Below are 18,927 nucleotides of genomic sequence, written 5' to 3' on the forward strand. Positions count from 1 at the left end.
CGTCCCCCGCTGCCGGCCATCAACCACGAAACCGGGTTTTCGGTTTGCCGGCAACCGTCACCAAAGTGACACGGCATGTATCGCAGAGGGTACGGAGGATGTCACCAATTGTCGGGCAGCCCGCATCCCGCCCATCTTTTATGTGACTTCCATCCAGTTTTTATCTGCACTGTGCAGACTGCTCGGAGTTGATTTCTACCAGCTGTGGGGAGACTGGTGCACGAATGAAACCGGCCGGGTCAATAGGAATAGCGTCTGCCTCGACGTGGCTGCCCGAAGAGCGGTCCCGTGCGGCCGAGGCGGTTGAAAGTCGCAGGCTGCGCGCTCGGGACGTCCGGAGTCTCGGGCACGAAGCACTCCCTGTGGCCCAAAATATTGCGCCGCCCGAGATGGCGGTGCTGGCTGCGCGCAGTGCTCTCGGAAACGTGGACGTCGACGCCGACCACTTGGACGTGCTCTGTCATGCCTGGATGTATTACCAGGGGCACGATCTATGGTCCCCCTCCCATTACATTGCCCATGAAATCGGCGCGCATCGTGCAATGCCCTTCGGAATCCAGCAGGTATGCAATGGCGGCGCCGCGGCCGTCGAACTGATGGCGGCGTACCTCGCCACACCGGACGTGTCCGGCGTCGGCCGGTCGAAGTGGGGCATGGTCACCACGGCCGACCGCTTCATAGAACCAGGTTTCGATCGCTGGTCGAGCGATTACGGGGTGGCTTACGGGGACGCGTCGACGGCGGTGCTTCTGCGCAGCCCGGCCGGCCCCGATGATCGTCTGCGGCTGCTCGCGGTGGCCACGATCGCGGCCCCGGAGCTGGAGAGCATGCACCGAGGCGTTGATCCCTTCGGAACGGCCCCGCACGCGTACCGCGAGCGTGTGGACATGCGCGCCACCAAACGCGCCTACCTGCACCAGCACGGTGATCAGCAGTTTGCCGCGGTCAACGAGCGCTCCATCCGGGCCGTGACGAGTGCCGCGCTGCGGGATGCCGGAGTGAACCCAGACGATCCGCGTCTGCAATACGCCGTGCTTCCCCGGTTTGGCATGAAAGTGCTGAGCGAGCACTGGATTCCCGTGCTTTCGGCGTGCGTAGCGGTCAAGACTGAGAATTTTGGGCAGGATACCGGACACTTGGGTACCGGTGACGCCGTGGCGAATATTGCCGATGTGATGAAGGCGGCGCTTCTCGCTCCCGGAGAGATGGCTTTGATTTACAGCGCGGGAGCGGGATTCACCTGGTCATGCCTGCTGGTCGAGGCGGTCGGTAAACCTGCCGCACTGTGAAGAAAAAGGCAGGAATGCGTAGTCTGATGGCGAGGTGGCGAAAATCATCGAAGAACTGCTCGATCGGCCGATCGTAGGCATCGACGGTTTTCATGCCTCGGAGGAAATGGGGCTTCTTCCCGATGAGGAGATCGTGGCCTCTTCCCTGTCGCACGAGCGGAGACTGAAGTTCGCCGCGGTACGCAGTTGCGCACGGCAGGGTTTGCGTCGGCTGGGCGTCAGTGCCGCTCCGATACTGCGAGGGGCCGCCGGGGAACCGGTCTGGCCCTCCGGAGTCGTCGGCAGCATGACGCATTGTTCCGGGTACCACGCCGCCGCTGTCGCACGGGCGGACCACGTGGTCGCGATCGGAATCGACGCAGAGGTGAACAGTCCGCTGCGCTACCGCGAAATGCTGGACCTTATTACGACCGAAGAGGAACGCGCCTGGATATCGGAGTTCGAGTCCGAGCATCCGGATGTGAGCTGGGCGAGGCTGGTCTTCACCGCCAAAGAGAGTCTGTTCAAGGCGTGGTTCTCGGTCACCCGCCAGCCGTTGGGACTCGGTGAGATCGTCGTCGAGGTGAATCCTTTGAGCGGGGAATTCCATGCGCGGACGTCGGCTTCGCCCGGGCGTGGCCATGGCGCACTCTTGAATCGATGGAGCGGGCGCTGGATGGCGCGCAACGGTTTGCTGGTCGCCGCGGTCTCGATGCGCCGCTCGGCTCAGGTGCCAGAGGAGGGGTGACGTCGGCAGCGCGCCCCGGACGACGGGTGCGGCTCCCACTGGGAGAGCCGCACGACGCCGTCAGGCACTCTTCATCGTGCCGCCGTCGATGACGTAGTCGGCACCTGTGATGTTGCAGGCAGCATCGGAGAGAAGGAATGTGACCAGGGTGGCGACTTCCTCGGGTTCCAGAAGGCGGCCCGTGGTGATGTTGAGGATTTCCGGCATCCGCTGGAGAAACTCGTCCAGGTCGGCGCCGGCCGCAGCGGCCACCTTGCCGCCGAAGCCTTCCGGCGTCTCCCATACGGATGTGCGGACGACCCCGGGGGAGACGGTGTTGACGCGCACCCCATGGGGCCCGAACTCCTCGGCCAAGGACTTCCCCAGCGCGGTGAGCGCGGCCTTGGCGGCGCTGTAGGCCACGGGGCTTGCGGCAGGCATCCGAGAGGCGATCGACGAGATGTTGACCATGGCACCGCGGTGCCGCATCAGGCTGGGCAGTGCAGCCCGGCTGACGCGAACCGCGGTGAGCAGGTTGATGTCGAGGGTGCGCCGCCACTCGGTGTCGTCCGTGTCGAGGAAGCCGACCGGGCGCATCTCGTCCCCGGCCCCGACGTTGTTCACCAGAAGATCGATGCCGTCCAGTTCGGCCAGGGCACGGTCGATGAGAGTGGTGACGCCCTCGGCGGTGCTCAGGTCGGCCGACACGGTGATCGCCCCCGTTTCCGTCAGTTCGGGCGTGATCGTGCGGGCGGCGCCCACGACACGGACGCCTTCGTCGGCGAGCATCCGGACCGTCGCCAGCCCGATGCCCCGGCTGGCCCCGGTGACGACGGCCCTTTTGGACGCGAGGCCGAGATCCATCTTGCTCCAGTTCGTGACATTGGGTACGGAAGTCTTCGCATCCCCACCACGCCGGCGAGGACTCGGCCGCGCTCCGGGGCTTTGGGGCACCGTTACAGGTGGTGGTGTTGCTCTCCCGAGGCCAGGCAACGGTAGAGGTAGGCGGCGGAGGCCAGCGTCATGTGGTGGTGCCAGCCGGGGAAGGAGCGCCCTTCGAAGTCCAGCAGGCCAAGGTCGTTCTGCAGGCGCTGCACGGTCGCGTTCGTCAGTTCCTTGCGGAGGGCGAGCTTGTGGGAGACGTGGGGTCCCGCATCGCGCAGGGAGGTCACCCAGAAGCGGGACGGCTGCCGTCTGGCGACGGGTATCTCGGCCACCAGCCATAGGGGCCGCTGGGCCATCGGCGAGGCGGCCTGCGGGGAGTGGAAGCGCACGGCGACGGAGCACAGACGCGTGCCGTCGGCGCGTAGGGGCGGCGCCGTGCGGACGTAGCCTTCGAGCAGGCCGGCCGCGGTACCGGTGCGCATCCGCGCCGGTTCGCACGCGTCGTCTCCCGGCGGGATCGCTGTGAACGGCTGGTGGGGTGGCACCTCGATCACGAAGTCCCTGCCGATCCGGTGGAGGTGAGCGGCGAGGCGGGACGGGTCGCGGCTGTGGTCGAGGCTGTAGACGAGCGGTGCGGAGACGGCCACCTGGTCCGCCGCGGACCGGGTGACCATGTCCAGGGTGAGCGCCCAGGCGGGGCGAGGGGTCACGTCGTGCGGGATCTTGGCGCGCCGCCGCCGTTCCGGGTCGTCGCACCAGGTGTCGTTCAACACGAGTCGCCAGTGGACAGGGATGCTTCTTCGGCTGTCCGTGAGGAAGAGGCCGATGCCCACCTGGCAGTTGATGTGCTGGCCGCTCTCGGGCATCAGGTGCTGATGCAGTCCCACGGACTGGGTGCCACCCCTGCGCAGCAGCACTGTTCCGGTCGTCCAGACGGCGCCGGGCATCAAGTCCGCGGCGATGCGTGAGAGTTCCCTGCGAGGCGCCTCCCAGTCCCAAGGGCTCGGGGTGATGAACTGCTGCAAGGCCTGGGAGGCGCTGGGAGGCAGGCCCAGGACCCGGGCCATACGGCGTCCCGACTTGCGTCCCGGCGTGGATAACAGTCCGCGCAAATAGACGGCCGCCCACCGGCGCTGGTCGCTGCGCGGAAGGTGACCGAAGACTCGCTCGCTGTATGCGGTGAGGTCGGTGAGGCTGGTTTGGCCTGGTCGGGTCGGTGCGGCGAGGACGGCTGTGGCGTGTGCGCTCATGGCTGACTTCCCTCGGAAGGTGTTCAGTCGGCCGACGGCGTTGGCGGCTCAATAAACATAGCGATATTTTTCTTTTCTTGCTGTGGCCGAGGTCACTCGGCTCGCTCGTGCGGTCCTGGACGTGCCGGCTGGCTGACGCCGAGCGGTCCGGCGGCGGGGCCGGCGCGGGTGAGTTGACCAAATGCCAATGATCGCTTGCGCCGTCAACCTTCGGAAGCAAGCATTACGGCAGCGACCAGGAGGAGGGGCTGTTCTTCGGACGGCAAGTAGGGGAGCGGGCCTCGGCGATCGCGCCGCGGGCATGTACCGGGTCTTCAGTCGAGCTTCTGTCACGCACGGGTGCCATCGGGGCCGTCGGCCTTCGCAACCGCGATCCATGTTCGTGCCGGGTTCATGTGCGCCCCGGCGCCGTCCGATTAACCGTCACGGACAGTCCGGAGAAGGGGAGAGGGACGAAAGGTTCGGTCCGATGGAAGTTATGGAACGGGGGATTCATATGCTGGACAGGGGATCAGCGAGAAAGTCGATGCCGGCTCTGCTTGCCTCGGTGGCGGCGGGCGACGGCAACAGCCTCCTGGTGATCGAGGGCCGGGCAGGCGCAGGAAAGACGACCATGCTCACGGAGCTTGCGCGGCTTGCCGACAGCCGTGGCTTCTGCGTCGAGTCCCCGGCGGACCTCACTGCGTCAGCCGCACTCGGGGAGGACCACTCCTTGCCCCTGGCGGTGCCGAAGCTGATCGTCGTGGACGGTGTCGAATCCGCCGATCCAGCGGTGATCATCGAGCTGTGCCATGCCCTCTCGGACATGACGGGGCGAGACTGCCTGCTGGCTCTGGCCGTGCGGCCCGGACGTGTGAGCGACTGTCTGCACCGGATGAACCCAGGGAACAACGTGCGCGTTGTCAGGGTGCAGTTGGAGCAGCTCTCGAGGAGAGACTCGATGCTGCTGTGTGCCGAGCTTGCCGGGGCTCGCCCTTCTCCCGAACTGGTCGGCCTCGTGGAGTCGGCGGGCGGCAGTCCGCTCCTGGTGACGGAACTGGTCAGAGGCCTGCTGGAAGAGGGTGGCATCGAGGTTCTCGACGGCACTGCCTGGCTGAGGTCGTCGGCGCTGCCGGAGCGAGTCCAGATCGTCGTCCGGGGCTATCTGTCGTCCCTCTCGGAGGCCGGCAGGCACATGCTCCGTGTCGCGGCGGTGCTGAACACCGCACTGCGGCCCGCTCAGCTCTCCTCTCTCGCGGCATGTCTCGGCAAGTCCACAGCGACGCTCCTGCCGCTGCTGGACGAGGCGCTGGAAGCCGGGCTGCTGATGGACAGTGAGGGGAAACTGGTCTTTGCCGGGGCCCTGCTCCGCAGGGCGGTTGCCGAATCCGTCCCCTGGCCCATGCGGCAAGCGCTCCTCCACGAGGCGAGGGTGCAGCAGATCGCCGTCGGCGAGCCCTCCGCCGCCTCCCCGGCCCTCCCGTCCGGCCCGGAACCGCGGGACGAAAGCGAGGAGTTGGCCGGTGCGCACCGTACGGCCGCGTCCGGTGTCCGCACGGTGCGCGGTGACGGCCTCGGCCTCGCCGTTCCTCGTGTTCCGTCTGTCGTGAAGGTGGCCGAGGCGGCCGATGAAGAGGTGAAGGGGAGTGAACTGACGATGCGCGAACTCGAAGTCCTCCAGTGCGTGGCCCAGGCGATGAGCAACCGCCAGGTCGGACGACACCTTTCCATCACCGAAGGCACAGTCAAGCGGCACATGCGCAACATCTTCCAGAAGCTCGACGCGACGTCGCGCATCGATGCCGTGAACAAGGTGGGACCGCTGATATCGGCGGGATTTCGACTCCGAGCATGAGTCCCCGCGGTGTCCCGCGCGGGACACCGCGCGTTCACACGCTCCGGGTCGGTCACGCCGGCGGCCCTGGAGGGCCAGACGCGGGACGAGGCCGTGGCGGCCTCGTCCCGCGCTGCGTCCCGTGGGCCGGAAGCGCGCCGCCACATCCGCTGCCGCCGCGCGGTCCCCGGAGATCACCACCCTCGTTGCGCATGGGCTGGCCGGCGACGTGTTCGCGCATGGCTGTCGGAGAGCGCCCCATGGCAGTTGGTGCCGCCCTGCCGAACGAACTGACGCCTGCCGGCAGAGGTACGTCGTCGCGCGACCACGGTTCCAGGGTCGTCGGCACCCGCAGACTCCATGATTTCCGGCGCGCCTGGCACGACTGCCCGGCGTCGATCACCATGCCGGGGCCGCGCAGAGCGAAGGTGTGCGGCACCCGGTTGGCGATGACGCCGTGGTCGTCCCGTACGGCACCCACGACTGCCCGTCTCGGAATGGGCGGAAGGACCGAGGAAACGGGGCTTTCGTCAGCGGGGATTCGGGGCGGTGCGCCGCTTCCGTTTCGGACGCAGCAAGTACCATTCGACGAAGAGCAGATGGCCGAGAACCGCGCCCCAGGTGGCGGCCGCGTATGCCTGTTCGTAGTTAAGGCCCAGGGCCACCAGAATGATGTTGAGCGGGCGCAGCGTGACTGTGGAGGTGGTCATCGCGACGTTCCTCAGCATCCACTTGCGGTGTTCGCCGTACTTTCCTTGCCGAGCGGTTCGGTAACCGGCGATACCGGTGATGATCCAGCACGCGTCCATGGCGAGCAGCGCGGTTGCCACATCCGGTCCGCTGACCGTCAGAAGTGAATCGGGGATCGCCAGCGCGGCGGACGGGAAGACCCCGGCGAAGAAGTACACGCGCCCCAGGATGCGATGGGCCCGGGGGCGCCGCGCCCGGAACGAGGGCCAGACCTGCAGCCAGGCGAGCACGATGGCCACGACCGCGGTATAGATGTGCAAGACGAACAGCGGATAGTGCCAGGGCAGATCGGTTCGTATCCCCAGCCTGCTGTTCGACGGGTCGAGGGTGAGATAACGGGAGATGCCGAACGCGGCGAATCCCACGCAGTAGATCGCGAGGCAGACCACCCATATCAGTTCTCGCCTACTGGCCTTCGTGACCGGTTTCGCTTGGAGCGCGAGCTCTGCTTCCACCGGAACTTCCCGGACGCTGTCCACAGCATCACCTTTCCTCGCCGCTAACGTGAAGGCTCCCTAAGATGTTAGGAAATGGGAAGGCGTGCGGCCGGGTAATTCCCACCTATGTGGTACCTGGTATGCCTCTTTGGTGGTACGCGGCACTCCAGTTCGTCGATTTTGCATGCTTCTTTTGTGGAATTTCTACGGCATGCCGCGCCGGGTAAAGTCCCTTTCTGAATTCCGATCTTCCCGGCGAAATTTTCTAAGGGGACCGCTAGCACATGCGCATCGTTCGGTACCACGAATTCGGGCCGTCGAGTGTTCTGCGAATCGAGGAGGCGGACGTACCGCGTCCCGGGCCCGGCGACGTACTGGTACGGGTGGAAGCGATCGGTGTCGACCAGGCCGATGTGCAAAGGCGGCGCGGAGAGCATCCCGTGTCCGCCCCGGTACTGCCGGCCTGCCCCGCCGCGGACGTCGTCGGCGTGGTCGAGCAGACGGGTCCGGATGTGTCCCGCGAGCACCTCGGCGCACGCGTGGTGGTGTGGAAGGCGAAGAACGCTTACGCGGACTACGTCGCCGCTCCGGTGCACCGGATCCTGCCCGTTCCGGACGGCCTGGACCCGGCGCAGGCCACGGTCATGGGCTCGACCGGGCGTGTCGCCATGCAGGTCGTCAACACGGGACAGCTGCGTGCCGCGGAGAGCGTGCTGGTGCACGGCGCGGCCGGCGCCGTGGGTCACGTGGCACTCCAGATCGCCAAGGCGCGGGGAGCGAAGCCCGTGATCGCCACCGCGAGTTCACCCGAGAAGCTGGACTTCGCCCGGTCGCTGGGGGCGGACGTCTGCGTCGACTACGGCCGGCCCGACTGGTCCGAGCAGGTGCGGCAGGCCGTGGGCGGCCCAGGCGTGGACGTCATCCTCAACGGAATCGGCGGCGACCTGCTGCACGACGACGTGGAGTTGCTGGCACCGTACGGTCGGCTCGTCTTCTACGGCGCTTCGGGCAGCCCGACCGCGCGTCCGGTCCTGTCGTTCCTGGACGTGCTCGGCATGAAGTACGTGACCGGCTTCAGTATGGCCGCGCTGCTGCGTCACCGCCCCGACCTCGCCGAGTCGGGAACGCGCCTGCTCCTCGACGCCGTCTCCGACGGATCCGTGCGCCCCGTGGTCGCGGCGCGCGTCCCCCTGTCCGACGTCACCCGTGCGCATGACCTGGTGGAGTCACGCGCCAGCCGGGGCCGTGTCGTGCTCGTGCCCTGAGGAGAACGCCCGACGTGACAACACCAGGAACACACCCCGCTGACCGGGAAGGGAACAGCATGCTTGAGCAGTCCGAAACCGAGGTGCTCATCGTCGGGGCGGGACCGGTCGGCCTTGCCCTGGGCGTGGATCTGCTGCGCCGTGGTGTCTCCGTGCGCGTCATCGACCGGGATCCCACCCATCATCCGCACTCCAAGTCCCTGGCGCTGTGGCCCCGGGCACTGGAGGGCTTTCACCGCATGGGGCTCATCGAACCCCTGCTTGACCGGTCGTTGACGGTGGGCGCCCTGAAGTACTACCTGGGAGGAAGGGTCATCCGGGTCGGCTTCGGCAGCGTGAACGGAAGCCGGTACCGCTATCCGGTCACTCTGCCGCAGAGCGCCACGGAGGAAGTCCTGCGCCAGGGGTTCGAGGATGCGGGCGGCAAGGTCGAGTACGGCACGGAGTTCGTGAGTCTCACCCAGGACTCCGACGGAGTAAGAGCCGTACTGCGCACCGACGGCCAAGAGGTCGAGGCGAAGGCGCGGTACCTCGTCGGATGCGACGGGGCGCACAGCACCGTCCGCCAGTGCCTCGGCGTGGCCTTCGAAGGCGCCACCTACCCGCAGCAGTTCCTGCTGGCGGACGGCGTGTGGGAGACGAGCCTGCCGCAGAACGAGACGCACTACTTCATGGACCCGTCCGGGGTCCTGGTCGTCACCAGCCTGCCCGGGGGCAAGGCACGGGTCTTCCTCGGCCTGCGCGAGGAAGTGCCCGAGGGGCAGCTGGCCGAGACCGCGCAGCGGCTGGCCCAGTCCCGGTGCACCGTGCCGATCCGGGCGGTGGGCGAGCTCCAGACCGGTATCTTCCGGATCCACCGGCGCATGGCGGACCGCTTCCGGGTGGGACGCGTCCTCCTCGCCGGCGACGCCGCGCACATCCACAGCCCCGCCGGGGCGCAGGGGCTCAACACCGGTCTCGAGGACGCGGGCTCGCTCGCCTGGCGGCTGGCGGGGATCCAGCGGCAGGGCCTTGATCCCGGCACCCTTGAGGAATGGGACCTGGAGCGGCGGCACACGGCCGCGGCGGTGGTCGCCGACAGCGACCGCCAGACCCGGATGTGGACCCTGAACGGCTGGCGCAGGAACGTGCGTGACATCGCTCTGCAAGGCGCCGCCCGCGCCGGCTTGCTCGACCGGTTCATCGCGCCGCGTCAGGCACAGCTCACCTTGTCCTACCCCGGCGACGGTTCCCGGATCGGGACATTGCACAGCGGCATGCGGCTGCCCGACGTCCCGCTGGAGGGGCGGGCGGACCGGACTTGGCTGCATGACAAGGTGGCTCTCGACACACCGGTGCTCCTGCTGTTCGCGGCGGACAACAGGATGCCGGAGCGACTGGACAACAGCCGGCGGGCCGCACGGCGTCTGCTCGCCGAAGGGCTCGGCGAAGGCCCCGGGTACCGGAAGGCCGTACTCCTGAGCGCACGCATTCCCGAATCCGCCGCCCAGGACGTCGCCGTCGACGAGATCAACGATCCAGGGGCCGATATCCACCGGACCTTCGGAATCACCAGGCCGTGCGCCGTCGAGGTCAGGCCCGACGCGACGATCGGAGCCGTCTTCGAACTGAAAGAAGGCACATTGGTGCGCTCTGCTCGGCGACGCGGTCTTGCCTGATCGCCGGACCGCAGGGAATCAAGGGGAAGGGGAGCGGGGTGGCTCTGTTTACAATGCTCGGTCCGTTCGGGGTGGAGCCTCATCTGCCCGGAGACCGGAGCGCGGTGCCGCGGGGACCAAAAGTGCGGAAGCTGCTCTGCCTCTTCCTGCTGAATCCCGGCACGGTCGTCACGCTGCATCAGATCATGGACGAACTCTGGGCAGAAAAATCGGTCGACAGTGCCGTCCTCACGGTTCGCACGCACGTTTATCACGTGCGTCGCTTTCTCGCGGAGCGAGGTGAGGGCAGGCAGGGTGCGATGATCCACACCAGCAGCTCGGGATACATGCTGGATCTCCGGGACGACAGCACCGACGTGATGTCGTTCCGGGCGTCCGCCCGGCGTGGTGGTGAGCTGCTGAAAGAGCAGGACTACGCGGCGGCAGCCCGGGAACTGCGCGACGCGCTCTCGCACTGGCGCGGGCCGGCGCTGGCCGACGTGGCGCACGGCCGGGTTCTTGAGCAGGAAGTCGCCCGGCTGGAGGACCAGCGGCACGACGTGCTGCAACAGCGGATCATCACCGATCTCCAGCTCGGCAACCACCGGGAAATCATCGGCGAGTTGCGCAGGCTTGTGGCCGTTCAGCCGCTGAACGAATGGTTGTACGGATGCCTGATCGAAAGCCTGTACCGCAGCGGCCGCCGCAACGAGGCGCTGCACGCATACAGCCAGATCCGCCAGGCGCTGGACACGGAGCTGGGCCTTGAGCCCGCTTCTTTCCTGCAGGAGATACAGCGGCTGATTCTCTCGCCCGCGACAGGGACTTATCCCCGCTCCGGATCATTCATGACCGAAGCGTTCTCGACCATCGCATGAAAGGTGAAGGTGACGGAAATGAAGGTTGTCGCGGACTATGAGAAGTGCTGTAGCGCGGGTCAGTGCGCAGTTCTGGCTCCCGATGTCTTCGACCAGGACGAGGACGACGGTGTCGTGGTGATCCTCGATGCAGAGCCTCCCGCCCAGCTCCACGACGCGGTGTTCCAGGCCGTCACGGCCTGTCCTGGTTCGGCTCTCCGGGTGATTCGGTGAGCCGTAGGACGATCGCGGTGGTCGGCGCGTCCGCTGCGGGGATCGCGGCGGCGGAGACCTTGCGCAGAAGGGGGTACGACGGACGCCTTGTCGTCATCGGTGACGAAGCACACCTGCCCTATGAGCGTCCCCCGCTCTCCAAGCAGGTGCTGACGGGCGAGTGGGGCGAAGACCGGGTCGCCATGCGGGATACCGCCGCACTCGCCCGGTGCGAACTCGATCTGCGCCTCGGAGTCCGAGCCACCGGACTCGATGTCGGCGCCCGGCGGGTGGTCCTCGGGAACGGCGAAGTCCTCGATTTCGACGGCCTGATCATCGCGACCGGCGTCCGGCCCCGCACCCTGCCCGGTGCCGGGGGCTCTCCGGCGTGCACACGCTGCGCACGCTCGACGACCTGGCCGCCCTGCGCGAGAGCCTGCGGGCAGGTGGCACGGTTTCCGTCATCGGCTCGGGCCCTCTGGGAATGGAGGTCGCCTCTTCCCTCGCGCAAGGAAACTCCCACGAGGTGACCGTCATCACCGACGAGCCGGTTCCGATGGAGAGAGTGTTCGGTGGTGAGATCGGCGCCATGCTCGCCCGGGTTCACCGCAGTAGAGGCGTCGCACTCCGCACCGGGCAGTCGGTGACCGGGCTGGTGGGCGACCGGGGAAAGGTGACGGGTGTCCGCCTCGCGACGGGAGTGACGGTTCAGGCGGACACCGTCGTGGTGGCGATCGGGTCCACGCCGAACACCGAATGGCTGGCAGGCAGCGGGCTCACCATCGATCGCGGCATCCGGTGTGACGCGTACAGCGCGGCGGCTCCCTCCGTGTACGCCGCCGGCGATGTCGCACACTGGCACCACTCCGTCCTGGGTGGACAGGTGCGCACCGAGCACCGCGTCAACGCCACCGAGCAGGGTGCCGTCGCCGCGCACAATCTGCTGTACGAACTCCGCGGCGCGGCGGAGCAACGCAGTGAGTACGCTCCGGTTCCCTATTTCTGGTCCGATCAGTATGCGCTGAAGCTCCAGGCGTACGGCACGGTTCACGGCGCGGATCGCGTGGAACTGCGGTACGCGGAATTCGATGATCCGGCCCGCCCTCGTGCCGTCGCCTTCTATATACGCCAGGGCCTGGTCAAAGGCGTGCTCGGGACCGGGATACCGCCTCGCGTACTGCGAGATGTGCGTGGCCTCGTCGCTCTTCCGCAGCCATGGGAGGACGTCCGCGGCCGAGCCGACGACGTGCTTGCCGCCCTGGGTTAGCCGTCGGCTGCCCGCCACATCGCGAGACGCCACTTTGAGGAGGGGCATGATGACGAGCCGGAGGACATCCGAGGAGGGCACCGGCCTGGGCAGCCTGCTGGTGAGGGCAGCGGCGGAGTTCCCGGGACACGGAGTGCGCTACTGCTCAGGAGAGCGCCCTGCCGAGTACACACTCCAGACGTATCCGGAACTCCTCGCGGAGGCCCTTCGCCTGCTGGACGCTCTGCGGGCGGACGGGGTCGGCCCGGACCGTGTCGTGGCGCTGCTGCTCGAACGGTCCGAGGACTTCGTCCCGGCCTTCTGGGCCTGTCTGCTCGGGGGGATCACCGTCTGCCCACTGGTGCCCCTGCGCAACGATCCACAGCGCTGGGCCGCCCAGTTGACGCACATCAATACCCTCCTCGGCGGGCCGCTCGTGGTCACCGACCGGCGCATCCGCGAGGAACTTCCCGCTGTCGACGGGTTGGCGGTGACCACGGTCGCGGATCTGGCTCCCGACGCGGACAGCGCGGTCGCCGTACCGGCCACCGGTGCCCCCGACGATGTCGCGCTGCTGGTCCTCACCTCCGGTTCCACCGGCACCGCCAAGGCGGTCCGGCTCACCCACGGCAACCTGCTCGCCTCCATGGCCGCCAAGGCCCGGGCGCAGTCGCTCGCCGCGGACGACGTGACGCTCAACTGGATCTCGTACGATCACGTCGCCGCGCTGCTGGAGGCACATCTGCTGCCGCTGTCGGTGGGAGCCGCCCAGGTTCAGGTGCCGTCGGAGGCGGTGCTGGCCGATCCGATGCGCTTCATCGAGCTGATCGACGCCCACCGGGTGACGATGACGTTCACCCCGAACTTCCTGCTGGGCCTGATCAGCAAGGCGCTCGACCGGCTGCCCTCGCCGCCGTCCCTGGACCTGTCCTGCCTGCGGCACATCGTCTCCGGCGGCGAGGCGAACCCGGTGGCCACGGGCACCGGGTTCCTCGACCGGCTGGCTCCGCTGGGGCTGCGCCGCGATGCCCTGTGGCCCGCGTTCGGCATGACCGAGACCTGCGCCGGCAGCATCTACAACCGGGAGTTCCCCGACGGCGACCAGGGAAGCGAGTTCGCGGCGGTCGGGCGGCCGGTCGACGGCCTTCGGATCAGGATCACCGCGGGCGACGACGCGCCCCTGACCGACGGAGAGGTCGGCGAGGTGCAGCTCACCGGCCCGATGATCACTGACGGATACTGGAACGACAAGGAAGCGACCCAGGCGGCGTTCACGGCCGACGGCTGGTTCCGCACCGGTGACCTCGGCCGGCTCGACACGGGGCGGCTGACCCTGGTGGGACGCAGCAAGGACAGCATCATCGTCAACGGCGTCAACTACTACAGCCACGACCTCGAGTCGGTGCTCGACGGCCTGGACGGCATTGCGAAGTCCTATGTCGCCGCGTTCCCGACGCGCCCTCAGAGCAGCGACACCGAGCAGCTCGCGGTCGCTTTCGCCGTCGCGCCCGATCTCGCCGGCGACGAGGCGGCACTCCACCGGCTGCTCATCGCCATCAGGAACAGTGCCGTACTGCACTGGGGATTCCGCCCGGCGGTGCTGCTCCCGCTGCCCCAGGACGCCTTCCCGAAGACGAGCCTGGGCAAGATCCAGCGCTCGCTCATGAGACGGCGGCTGGAGTCCGGTGACTACGCGGGCCGCCTGGAGGCGGTCCGGGAACTGGTGACCCGGCAACTGGGCGGCTACACCGCCCCGGTGGGCGATACCGAGCAGACGCTGACCGAGCTGTACGGCGAGCTGGTCGAGGAGCCACCGTCCACGATCAGCGCCACGGCCGGTTTCTTCGACCTCGGCGGGACCTCGCTGGACATCCTGCGCCTCAAGCGCCTGATCTCCGAGCGCTTTCCCGGCGTGGAGCTCCCGGTGCTCGCGATCCTCACCTCACCCAGCGTCCGCGCCCTGGCCGCACTCATCGACGCGGGCCGCGGCGAGCGGCCCGTGCCGTACGATCCGGTCGTCGCGCTCCAGACCAGCGGCGACAAGACACCGCTCTTCTGTGTCCACCCGGGCGTCGGCGAAGTGCTCGTCTTCGTCAATCTGGCCAAGTACTTCGCCCACGAGCGGCCCTTCTACGCCCTTCGGGCGCGCGGGTTCAACCCGGGAGAGAAGCCCTTCGACACCTTCGAAGAGATGGCCCGCACATACGCGGACGCCATCCGGTCCAGGCAACCGCACGGCCCCTACGCCATCGCCGGGTATTCCTTCGGCGCGGCGGTGGCATTCGAAGTGGCCAAGCTGCTGGAAGCGGACGGTGATCGGGTGGACTTCCTGGGCAGTTTCAACCTGCCTCCGCACATCAAGTACCGCATGGACGAACTCGACTTCGTCGAGACCGCGGTCAATCTGGCGATGTTCCTGGACCTGATCTCCAAACAGCAGGCGACGACGTTGCCCGCTGAGTTGCGACCGCTGAGCAGGCAGGAGCAGCTGAGCCGGCTGATCGACCTCGCGCCGCCGGACCGGCTCGCCGAACTCGACCTGGACCTGGAGCGGTTCACCGCGTGGGCGGAGCTCGCCGACGGTCTCACCGACCTCGGCCGTACCTACCGGCCCACCGGCAGTGTCGCCGGAATGAGCGTCTTCTACGCCGTTCCACTGCGCGGCAGCAAGCAGGACTGGCTGAACAACGAGCTGAAGCGCTGGGAGGACTTCACCCGTGAGGAGCCCCGGTACATCGATGTGCCCGGCGAGCACTACACCCTCATGGGACCGAGGCACGTGGCCGTCTTCCAGTCCCTCCTGCGCACCGAGCTGGCCCGGGCGCTGTCGGACTGAGCGCATGAACGACACCGTCATGCCGACAGGGCAGAAGATCCTGATCACCGGGGCGACCGGCCTGGTGGCCCGCTCCGTGGCCGAGACACTCGCGGTCCACAACGAGGTGTGGTGTCTCGGCCGGTTCCGCGACCCGTCCCTGGAGCGCCGGCTTCGGGAACGGGGCATACGGACCTGGCGCTGGGACATGGCCAGGGACACACTGGACGGTCTTCCCGACGACTTCACGCACGTGCTGCACGCTGCGGTCGAGCGCGGCGACGGGAACTTCGAGGAGGCGGTGGCGGTGAACTCCGTCGCCACCGGCCGTCTGATGACCCACTGCCGTACCGCCGAAGCATTCCTGTTCGTCTCCACCAGCGCGGTCTACGCCCCCCAGGCGCCGGACCACCGGCACATCGAGTCCGACCCTCTGGCCGCCGCGTCGGCATGGATGCCGGCCTACCCGGTGGGCAAGCTGGCCACCGAGGGTGCCGTGCGCGCGCTCGCCGTGACGCTGGGCCTGCCCACCACCATCGCACGGCTCAACGTGGCCTACGGGCCGCACGGGCATGGCGGGCTCCCGGTCATCTTCTACCGGCAGATGCTCGCCGCGGAGCCGATCGCCGTGCCCCACGAGCACCAGCACTACTGCTCCCCGATCCACACGGACGACATCGCGCGGCACGTGCCCCGGCTCTGGGCCGCGGCGACGGCTCCCGCGACCGTGGTGAACTGGGGCGGGGACGAGATCGTCGGGGTGCGGGACCTGATGTCCTACGTCTCCCGCCTCACCGGGGTGCCGGTCGCGTTCGCACCAGGCGACGTCACCCGCGCCGTCGTCGCGTTCGACGCCACCCGCCGCCGGAACATCGCAGGCGACTGTGCGTGGTCCTGGCGCGACGGCGTCCGGCAGGTGCTGGACGCGCACTTTCCCGGCAGCGTCAAAGCCGGCCCGCAAAGAGAGGTCTTCGCACCGTGATCAACGCGACACCCGTGACCACCGAAACACCGTCCGAACCACACGTGCTGGGCCTGCTGGAGCGCGCGCTGGGCATCAGCTGCGCCGCCTCGCTGCGCGCGGCCGTCAAGCTCGGCCTCGCCGACGCACTCGACACCGCCCCGGCGACCGCGGAAGACCTGGCCGCCGCGGTCGGCGCCGACCCGGACGCGCTGCGGCGCCTGCTGCGCTCGCTCACCTGCCACGGGGTCTTCACCGAGGACTCCGAAGGCGGGTTCGCGCACACGGACGTCTCGCGGCTGCTGCGTACGGACACCCCGGACAGCCTCGACCAGCTCGTGCTGTGGATGACCGAGCCGTGGACCTGGGAGCTGTGGGCCGGCTCGATGCGTCGGTCCGCACCGGCAAGGACGTCTTCGTCGATCTGCACGGCCAGGAGTTCTTCGAGCACGTGCACACCGCCTGGCCGGAATCCGCAGAAGTGTTCGACCGGGCCATGACCCAGGCGAGCAGACAGTCCGCCGGGGCCGTCGCGGGCACCCTTCCGCTGGACGGGGCGCGGACGGTCGCGGACATCGGTGGTGGACAGGGCTTCCTGCTGGCCTCGTTGCTCGAACACCACCCCGGTCTGCGGGGCGTCCTCTTCGACCGGCCGGACGTAGTGGCAGGCGCCGATGCCCGGCTGCGCGAAGGCGGGGCGCTCGCCGACCGGGCACAGCTCCTGCCCGGCGACTGCCGCGAGGAGGTACCGGCCGGCGTCGACGCGTACGTGTTCAAGAACGTTCTGGGCATGAACGACGAGGACGCCGCCGTCGTACTAGGCAACGTCGTGCGGACGGCCCGCGCCGGGGCCCGGGTGATCATCGTGGAGAACCTCGTCGACGACGGCCCGGGCCGGGCCTTCAGCACCGCGATGGACCTGAGGATGCTGCTCACCGTCGGCGGGCGCAAGCACACGCTCCAGGGACTGCTCGCGCTCGTGACGCGGTCGGGGCTCACCGTCCGGCAGGTGCGACCGGTCAACTCGTACCAGCACATGATCGAAGCCATGGTGCCCGCGTATGCGTCGCGGACACCGTAAGAGGAGGGCGGAAGGATGACCGAGGCTGCGGACGTGCTGGTGGTCGGGGCGGGACCCACCGGCCTGCTGCTGGCCGGAGACCTGGCCGCCGCCGGGGTGCGGGTCACCCTGTTGGAGCGGCGTGAGCACGCCGACGCCAACCTGACCCGCGCCTTCGCGGTGCATGCCCGCAGCCTGGAGGTGCTGGACGCCCGCGGACTCGGCGACGAACTGGTCGGCCTCGGCAGGACGGCGCCCGTCGTGGGAGTCTTCGGCAGACTCGAACTGCATCTGCACCGACTGCGCACCCGCTATCCGTTCGTGCTGATCACCCCGCAGTACCACACCGAGCGGCTGCTGGAACGGCGGGCGCTCGCCGCCGGTGTGCGGATCGTGCGGGGCGCCGATCTGGTCGCCGTGCGTCAGCGGGCCGACGGCGTCGAGGCCGAGACGGCCGGGGCGGGTACCTTCCGCGGCGCGTACCTGGTCGGGTGCGACGGGGTACGCAGTGCGGTCCGGCGCCTGACCGGGATCGGCTTCCCCGGGCGATCGGTCCTGCGCTCGGTGATGCTGGCCGACGTCCGGCTGGCGGACCTGCCCACCGAGGCGGTGACCACCAACGCCAACCAGTACGGCTTCGCCTCGCTGGTGCCGTTCGGCGACGGCTGGTACCGGGCGATCGGCTGGGTGGCCGGAGACGACCGCCCCGACGACGATCCGGTGGAGGCGGCGGAACTGGCCGGGCTGCTGCACCGGGTGCTCGGCTCCGACTACGGCATGCACGCTCCGCGCTGGATATCGCGCTTCCACAGCGACGAGCGGCAGGCGGTGCGCTACCGAGAGGGCCGGGTGCTGCTGGCCGGCGACGCCGCGCACGTGCACTCGCCCGCCGGCGGCATGGGCATGAACACGGGGCTGCAGGATGCCGCCAACCTGGGCTGGAAGCTGGCCGCTGTGGTGCAGGGCCGGGGCGGGGAGTCGCTGCTCGACTCCTATGAGCGGGAGCGCCATCCGGTCGGCAGGCAGACACTGCGGATCTCCGGTGCGATCACCCGGGGCGTGCTGAGCGCCCCGCGAAGCCGGACCGTGCGACGGCTGCGGGACCTGGCCCTGCCGTTGGTCTCCCGGCTGAGTTCGCTCACGGCATGGGGTGAGAGTCGGCTGTCCGGCATCGGCATCGCCTACCCGGCGCCGCCCGGCAGCCACCGGCTCACCGGTCGGCGGATGCCCGATGTGCGGCTCGCGGACGGGCAGCGACTGTACGAGGTGCTGCGCGGCGGGAGCTTCGTGCTGGTCACCCGGGGTCGACCGGTGCCGGAGAACGCGTGGCTGCAGATCGCGGCACCCGCCGGGGGTCTCCGCCGCACACTGCTGGTCCGCCCGGACGGTCACATCGCCTGGGCCGCTGACGAGCCGGATCCCGCCGGACTCCGCGCGGAGCTGGAGCGGTGGCCGGTGCGGACACGCCGGGCCGGGTCCGCCGGCCGACGGGACGAGAGGCGCGGGGTCGGGTCCGGCGCGGCATGGGGCTTCTCCGGCGGTGGGAACAGTAGCGCGCCGGTGCACAGGTCAGGAGGGGTGCGGGGCCGGGACGGCGAGGTGCGGCCCAGGGGAGGCAGAAGGTGACGTCGGACACCGAAGCCCAGGAGGGTTTCCGGGAGTTGACGGCCGGGAGACCGACCGCGCCGCCGAGGACCGCCGTACTGCCGAGGCATCGGCTTCCACGACCTGCTGGAACAGCGA

15 protein-coding genes and 2 pseudogenes are annotated in these 18,927 nt (G+C 68.6%); 14 read left to right on the top strand and 3 right to left on the bottom strand.

The annotated features are described in order from the left end of the window. Nucleotides 1–425 precede the first annotated feature (425 nt). Both V8690_RS35890 and V8690_RS35895 read left to right on the top strand, forming a co-directional pair. Nucleotides 426–1,289 carry a 3-oxoacyl-ACP synthase gene (locus V8690_RS35890; RefSeq protein ID WP_338784222.1) on the top strand — a complete coding sequence of 288 codons (864 nt, stop codon included), beginning with the start codon at nucleotides 426–428 and terminating at the stop codon, nucleotides 1,287–1,289. 34 nt (nucleotides 1,290–1,323) lie between these two features. Then, on the top strand, nucleotides 1,324–2,016 hold the full coding sequence (locus V8690_RS35895; protein ID WP_338784223.1) for a 4'-phosphopantetheinyl transferase superfamily protein: 693 nt from the start codon (nucleotides 1,324–1,326) through the stop codon (nucleotides 2,014–2,016). A 60-nt stretch (nucleotides 2,017–2,076) separates the two neighbouring features. On the opposite strand, the gene V8690_RS35900 is transcribed toward V8690_RS35895, so the two are convergent. Next, nucleotides 2,077–2,859: an oxidoreductase gene (locus V8690_RS35900; protein ID WP_338784224.1), complete on the bottom strand. Its 783-nt coding sequence runs from the start codon at nucleotides 2,857–2,859 to the stop codon at nucleotides 2,077–2,079. Nucleotides 2,860–2,951: 92 nt separating this feature from the next. Further along, a complete protein-coding gene (locus tag V8690_RS35905) occupies nucleotides 2,952–4,130 on the bottom strand; it encodes a transposase (protein WP_338784225.1) in 1,179 nt (392 codons plus the stop codon). 1,630 nt (nucleotides 4,131–5,760) lie between these two features. Between V8690_RS35905 and V8690_RS35910 the strand changes: the two are divergent. Beyond that, nucleotides 5,761–5,964 (top strand): annotated as a pseudogene (locus tag V8690_RS35910) (helix-turn-helix transcriptional regulator); the annotation flags it as partial. A gap of 509 nt (nucleotides 5,965–6,473) precedes the next feature. Here the strand turns inward: V8690_RS35910 and V8690_RS35915 are convergent. Then, nucleotides 6,474–7,172 (bottom strand): DUF2306 domain-containing protein, encoded by a 699-nt coding sequence (locus tag V8690_RS35915; protein ID WP_338784226.1) that lies wholly within the window; start codon nucleotides 7,170–7,172, stop codon nucleotides 6,474–6,476. 242 nt (nucleotides 7,173–7,414) lie between these two features. Here V8690_RS35915 and V8690_RS35920 point away from each other — a divergent pair, with 242 nt between their 5' ends. The 11 genes and pseudogenes from V8690_RS35920 to V8690_RS35970 all read left to right on the top strand — a co-directional run bounded on the left by V8690_RS35920 (nucleotide 7,415) and on the right by V8690_RS35970 (nucleotide 18,810). Next, entirely contained in the window at nucleotides 7,415–8,395 is a 981-nt protein-coding gene (locus V8690_RS35920) for a zinc-binding dehydrogenase (protein WP_338784228.1), read from the top strand. Nucleotides 8,396–8,454: 59 nt separating this feature from the next. Then, a complete protein-coding gene (locus tag V8690_RS35925; RefSeq protein WP_338784229.1) occupies nucleotides 8,455–10,053 on the top strand; it encodes an FAD-dependent monooxygenase in 1,599 nt (532 codons plus the stop codon). Between the two features lie 53 nt (nucleotides 10,054–10,106). Further along, nucleotides 10,107–10,910 (top strand): AfsR/SARP family transcriptional regulator, encoded by an 804-nt coding sequence (locus V8690_RS35930; RefSeq protein ID WP_338785572.1) that lies wholly within the window; start codon nucleotides 10,107–10,109, stop codon nucleotides 10,908–10,910. An 18-nt stretch (nucleotides 10,911–10,928) separates the two neighbouring features. After that, nucleotides 10,929–11,123 carry a ferredoxin gene (locus V8690_RS35935; RefSeq protein ID WP_338785573.1) on the top strand — a complete coding sequence of 65 codons (195 nt, stop codon included), beginning with the start codon at nucleotides 10,929–10,931 and terminating at the stop codon, nucleotides 11,121–11,123. Nucleotides 11,124–11,140: 17 nt separating this feature from the next. Further along, nucleotides 11,141–11,401: pseudogene (locus V8690_RS35940) on the top strand (FAD-dependent oxidoreductase); the annotation flags it as partial. Between the two features lie 89 nt (nucleotides 11,402–11,490). Further along, complete coding sequence (locus V8690_RS35945; RefSeq protein ID WP_338784230.1) at nucleotides 11,491–12,369, top strand: FAD/NAD(P)-binding oxidoreductase; 879 nt, start codon at nucleotides 11,491–11,493, stop codon at nucleotides 12,367–12,369. A 49-nt stretch (nucleotides 12,370–12,418) separates the two neighbouring features. After that, a complete protein-coding gene (locus tag V8690_RS35950) occupies nucleotides 12,419–15,184 on the top strand; it encodes a non-ribosomal peptide synthetase (protein WP_338785574.1) in 2,766 nt (921 codons plus the stop codon). Between the two features lie 4 nt (nucleotides 15,185–15,188). Beyond that, nucleotides 15,189–16,145, top strand: a complete 957-nt coding sequence (locus tag V8690_RS35955) for an NAD(P)-dependent oxidoreductase (RefSeq protein WP_338784231.1) — start codon at nucleotides 15,189–15,191, stop codon at nucleotides 16,143–16,145. 14 nt (nucleotides 16,146–16,159) lie between these two features. Then, entirely contained in the window at nucleotides 16,160–16,624 is a 465-nt protein-coding gene (locus V8690_RS35960) for a methyltransferase dimerization domain-containing protein (protein WP_338784232.1), read from the top strand. Further along, entirely contained in the window at nucleotides 16,549–17,205 is a 657-nt protein-coding gene (locus V8690_RS35965; protein ID WP_338785575.1) for a methyltransferase, read from the top strand. The genes V8690_RS35960 and V8690_RS35965 overlap by 76 nt, the downstream gene beginning before the upstream one ends. A gap of 15 nt (nucleotides 17,206–17,220) precedes the next feature. Beyond that, entirely contained in the window at nucleotides 17,221–18,810 is a 1,590-nt protein-coding gene (locus V8690_RS35970; RefSeq protein ID WP_338784233.1) for an FAD-dependent monooxygenase, read from the top strand. The last annotated feature ends 117 nt before the right edge of the window (nucleotides 18,811–18,927 follow it).

The organism is Streptomyces sp. DG1A-41, from assembly GCF_037055355.1.
Classification (GTDB): Bacteria; Actinomycetota; Actinomycetes; order Streptomycetales; family Streptomycetaceae; genus Streptomyces.

Excerpts from the sequence above, each read along its gene's own strand:
- V8690_RS35900 (WP_338784224.1), bottom strand. The coding sequence starts at position 2,859 with ATGGATCTCGGCCTCGCGTCCAAAAGGGCCGTCGTCACCGGGGCCAGC.
- V8690_RS35905 (WP_338784225.1), bottom strand. The coding sequence starts at position 4,130 with ATGAGCGCACACGCCACAGCCGTCCTCGCCGCACCGACCCGACCAGGC.
- V8690_RS35920 (WP_338784228.1), top strand. The coding sequence starts at position 7,415 with ATGCGCATCGTTCGGTACCACGAATTCGGGCCGTCGAGTGTTCTGCGA.
- V8690_RS35925 (WP_338784229.1), top strand. The coding sequence starts at position 8,455 with ATGCTTGAGCAGTCCGAAACCGAGGTGCTCATCGTCGGGGCGGGACCG.
- V8690_RS35930 (WP_338785572.1), top strand. The coding sequence starts at position 10,107 with ATGCTCGGTCCGTTCGGGGTGGAGCCTCATCTGCCCGGAGACCGGAGC.
- V8690_RS35935 (WP_338785573.1), top strand. The coding sequence starts at position 10,929 with ATGAAGGTTGTCGCGGACTATGAGAAGTGCTGTAGCGCGGGTCAGTGC.
- V8690_RS35950 (WP_338785574.1), top strand. The coding sequence starts at position 12,419 with ATGACGAGCCGGAGGACATCCGAGGAGGGCACCGGCCTGGGCAGCCTG.
- V8690_RS35955 (WP_338784231.1), top strand. The coding sequence starts at position 15,189 with ATGAACGACACCGTCATGCCGACAGGGCAGAAGATCCTGATCACCGGG.
- V8690_RS35970 (WP_338784233.1), top strand. The coding sequence starts at position 17,221 with ATGACCGAGGCTGCGGACGTGCTGGTGGTCGGGGCGGGACCCACCGGC.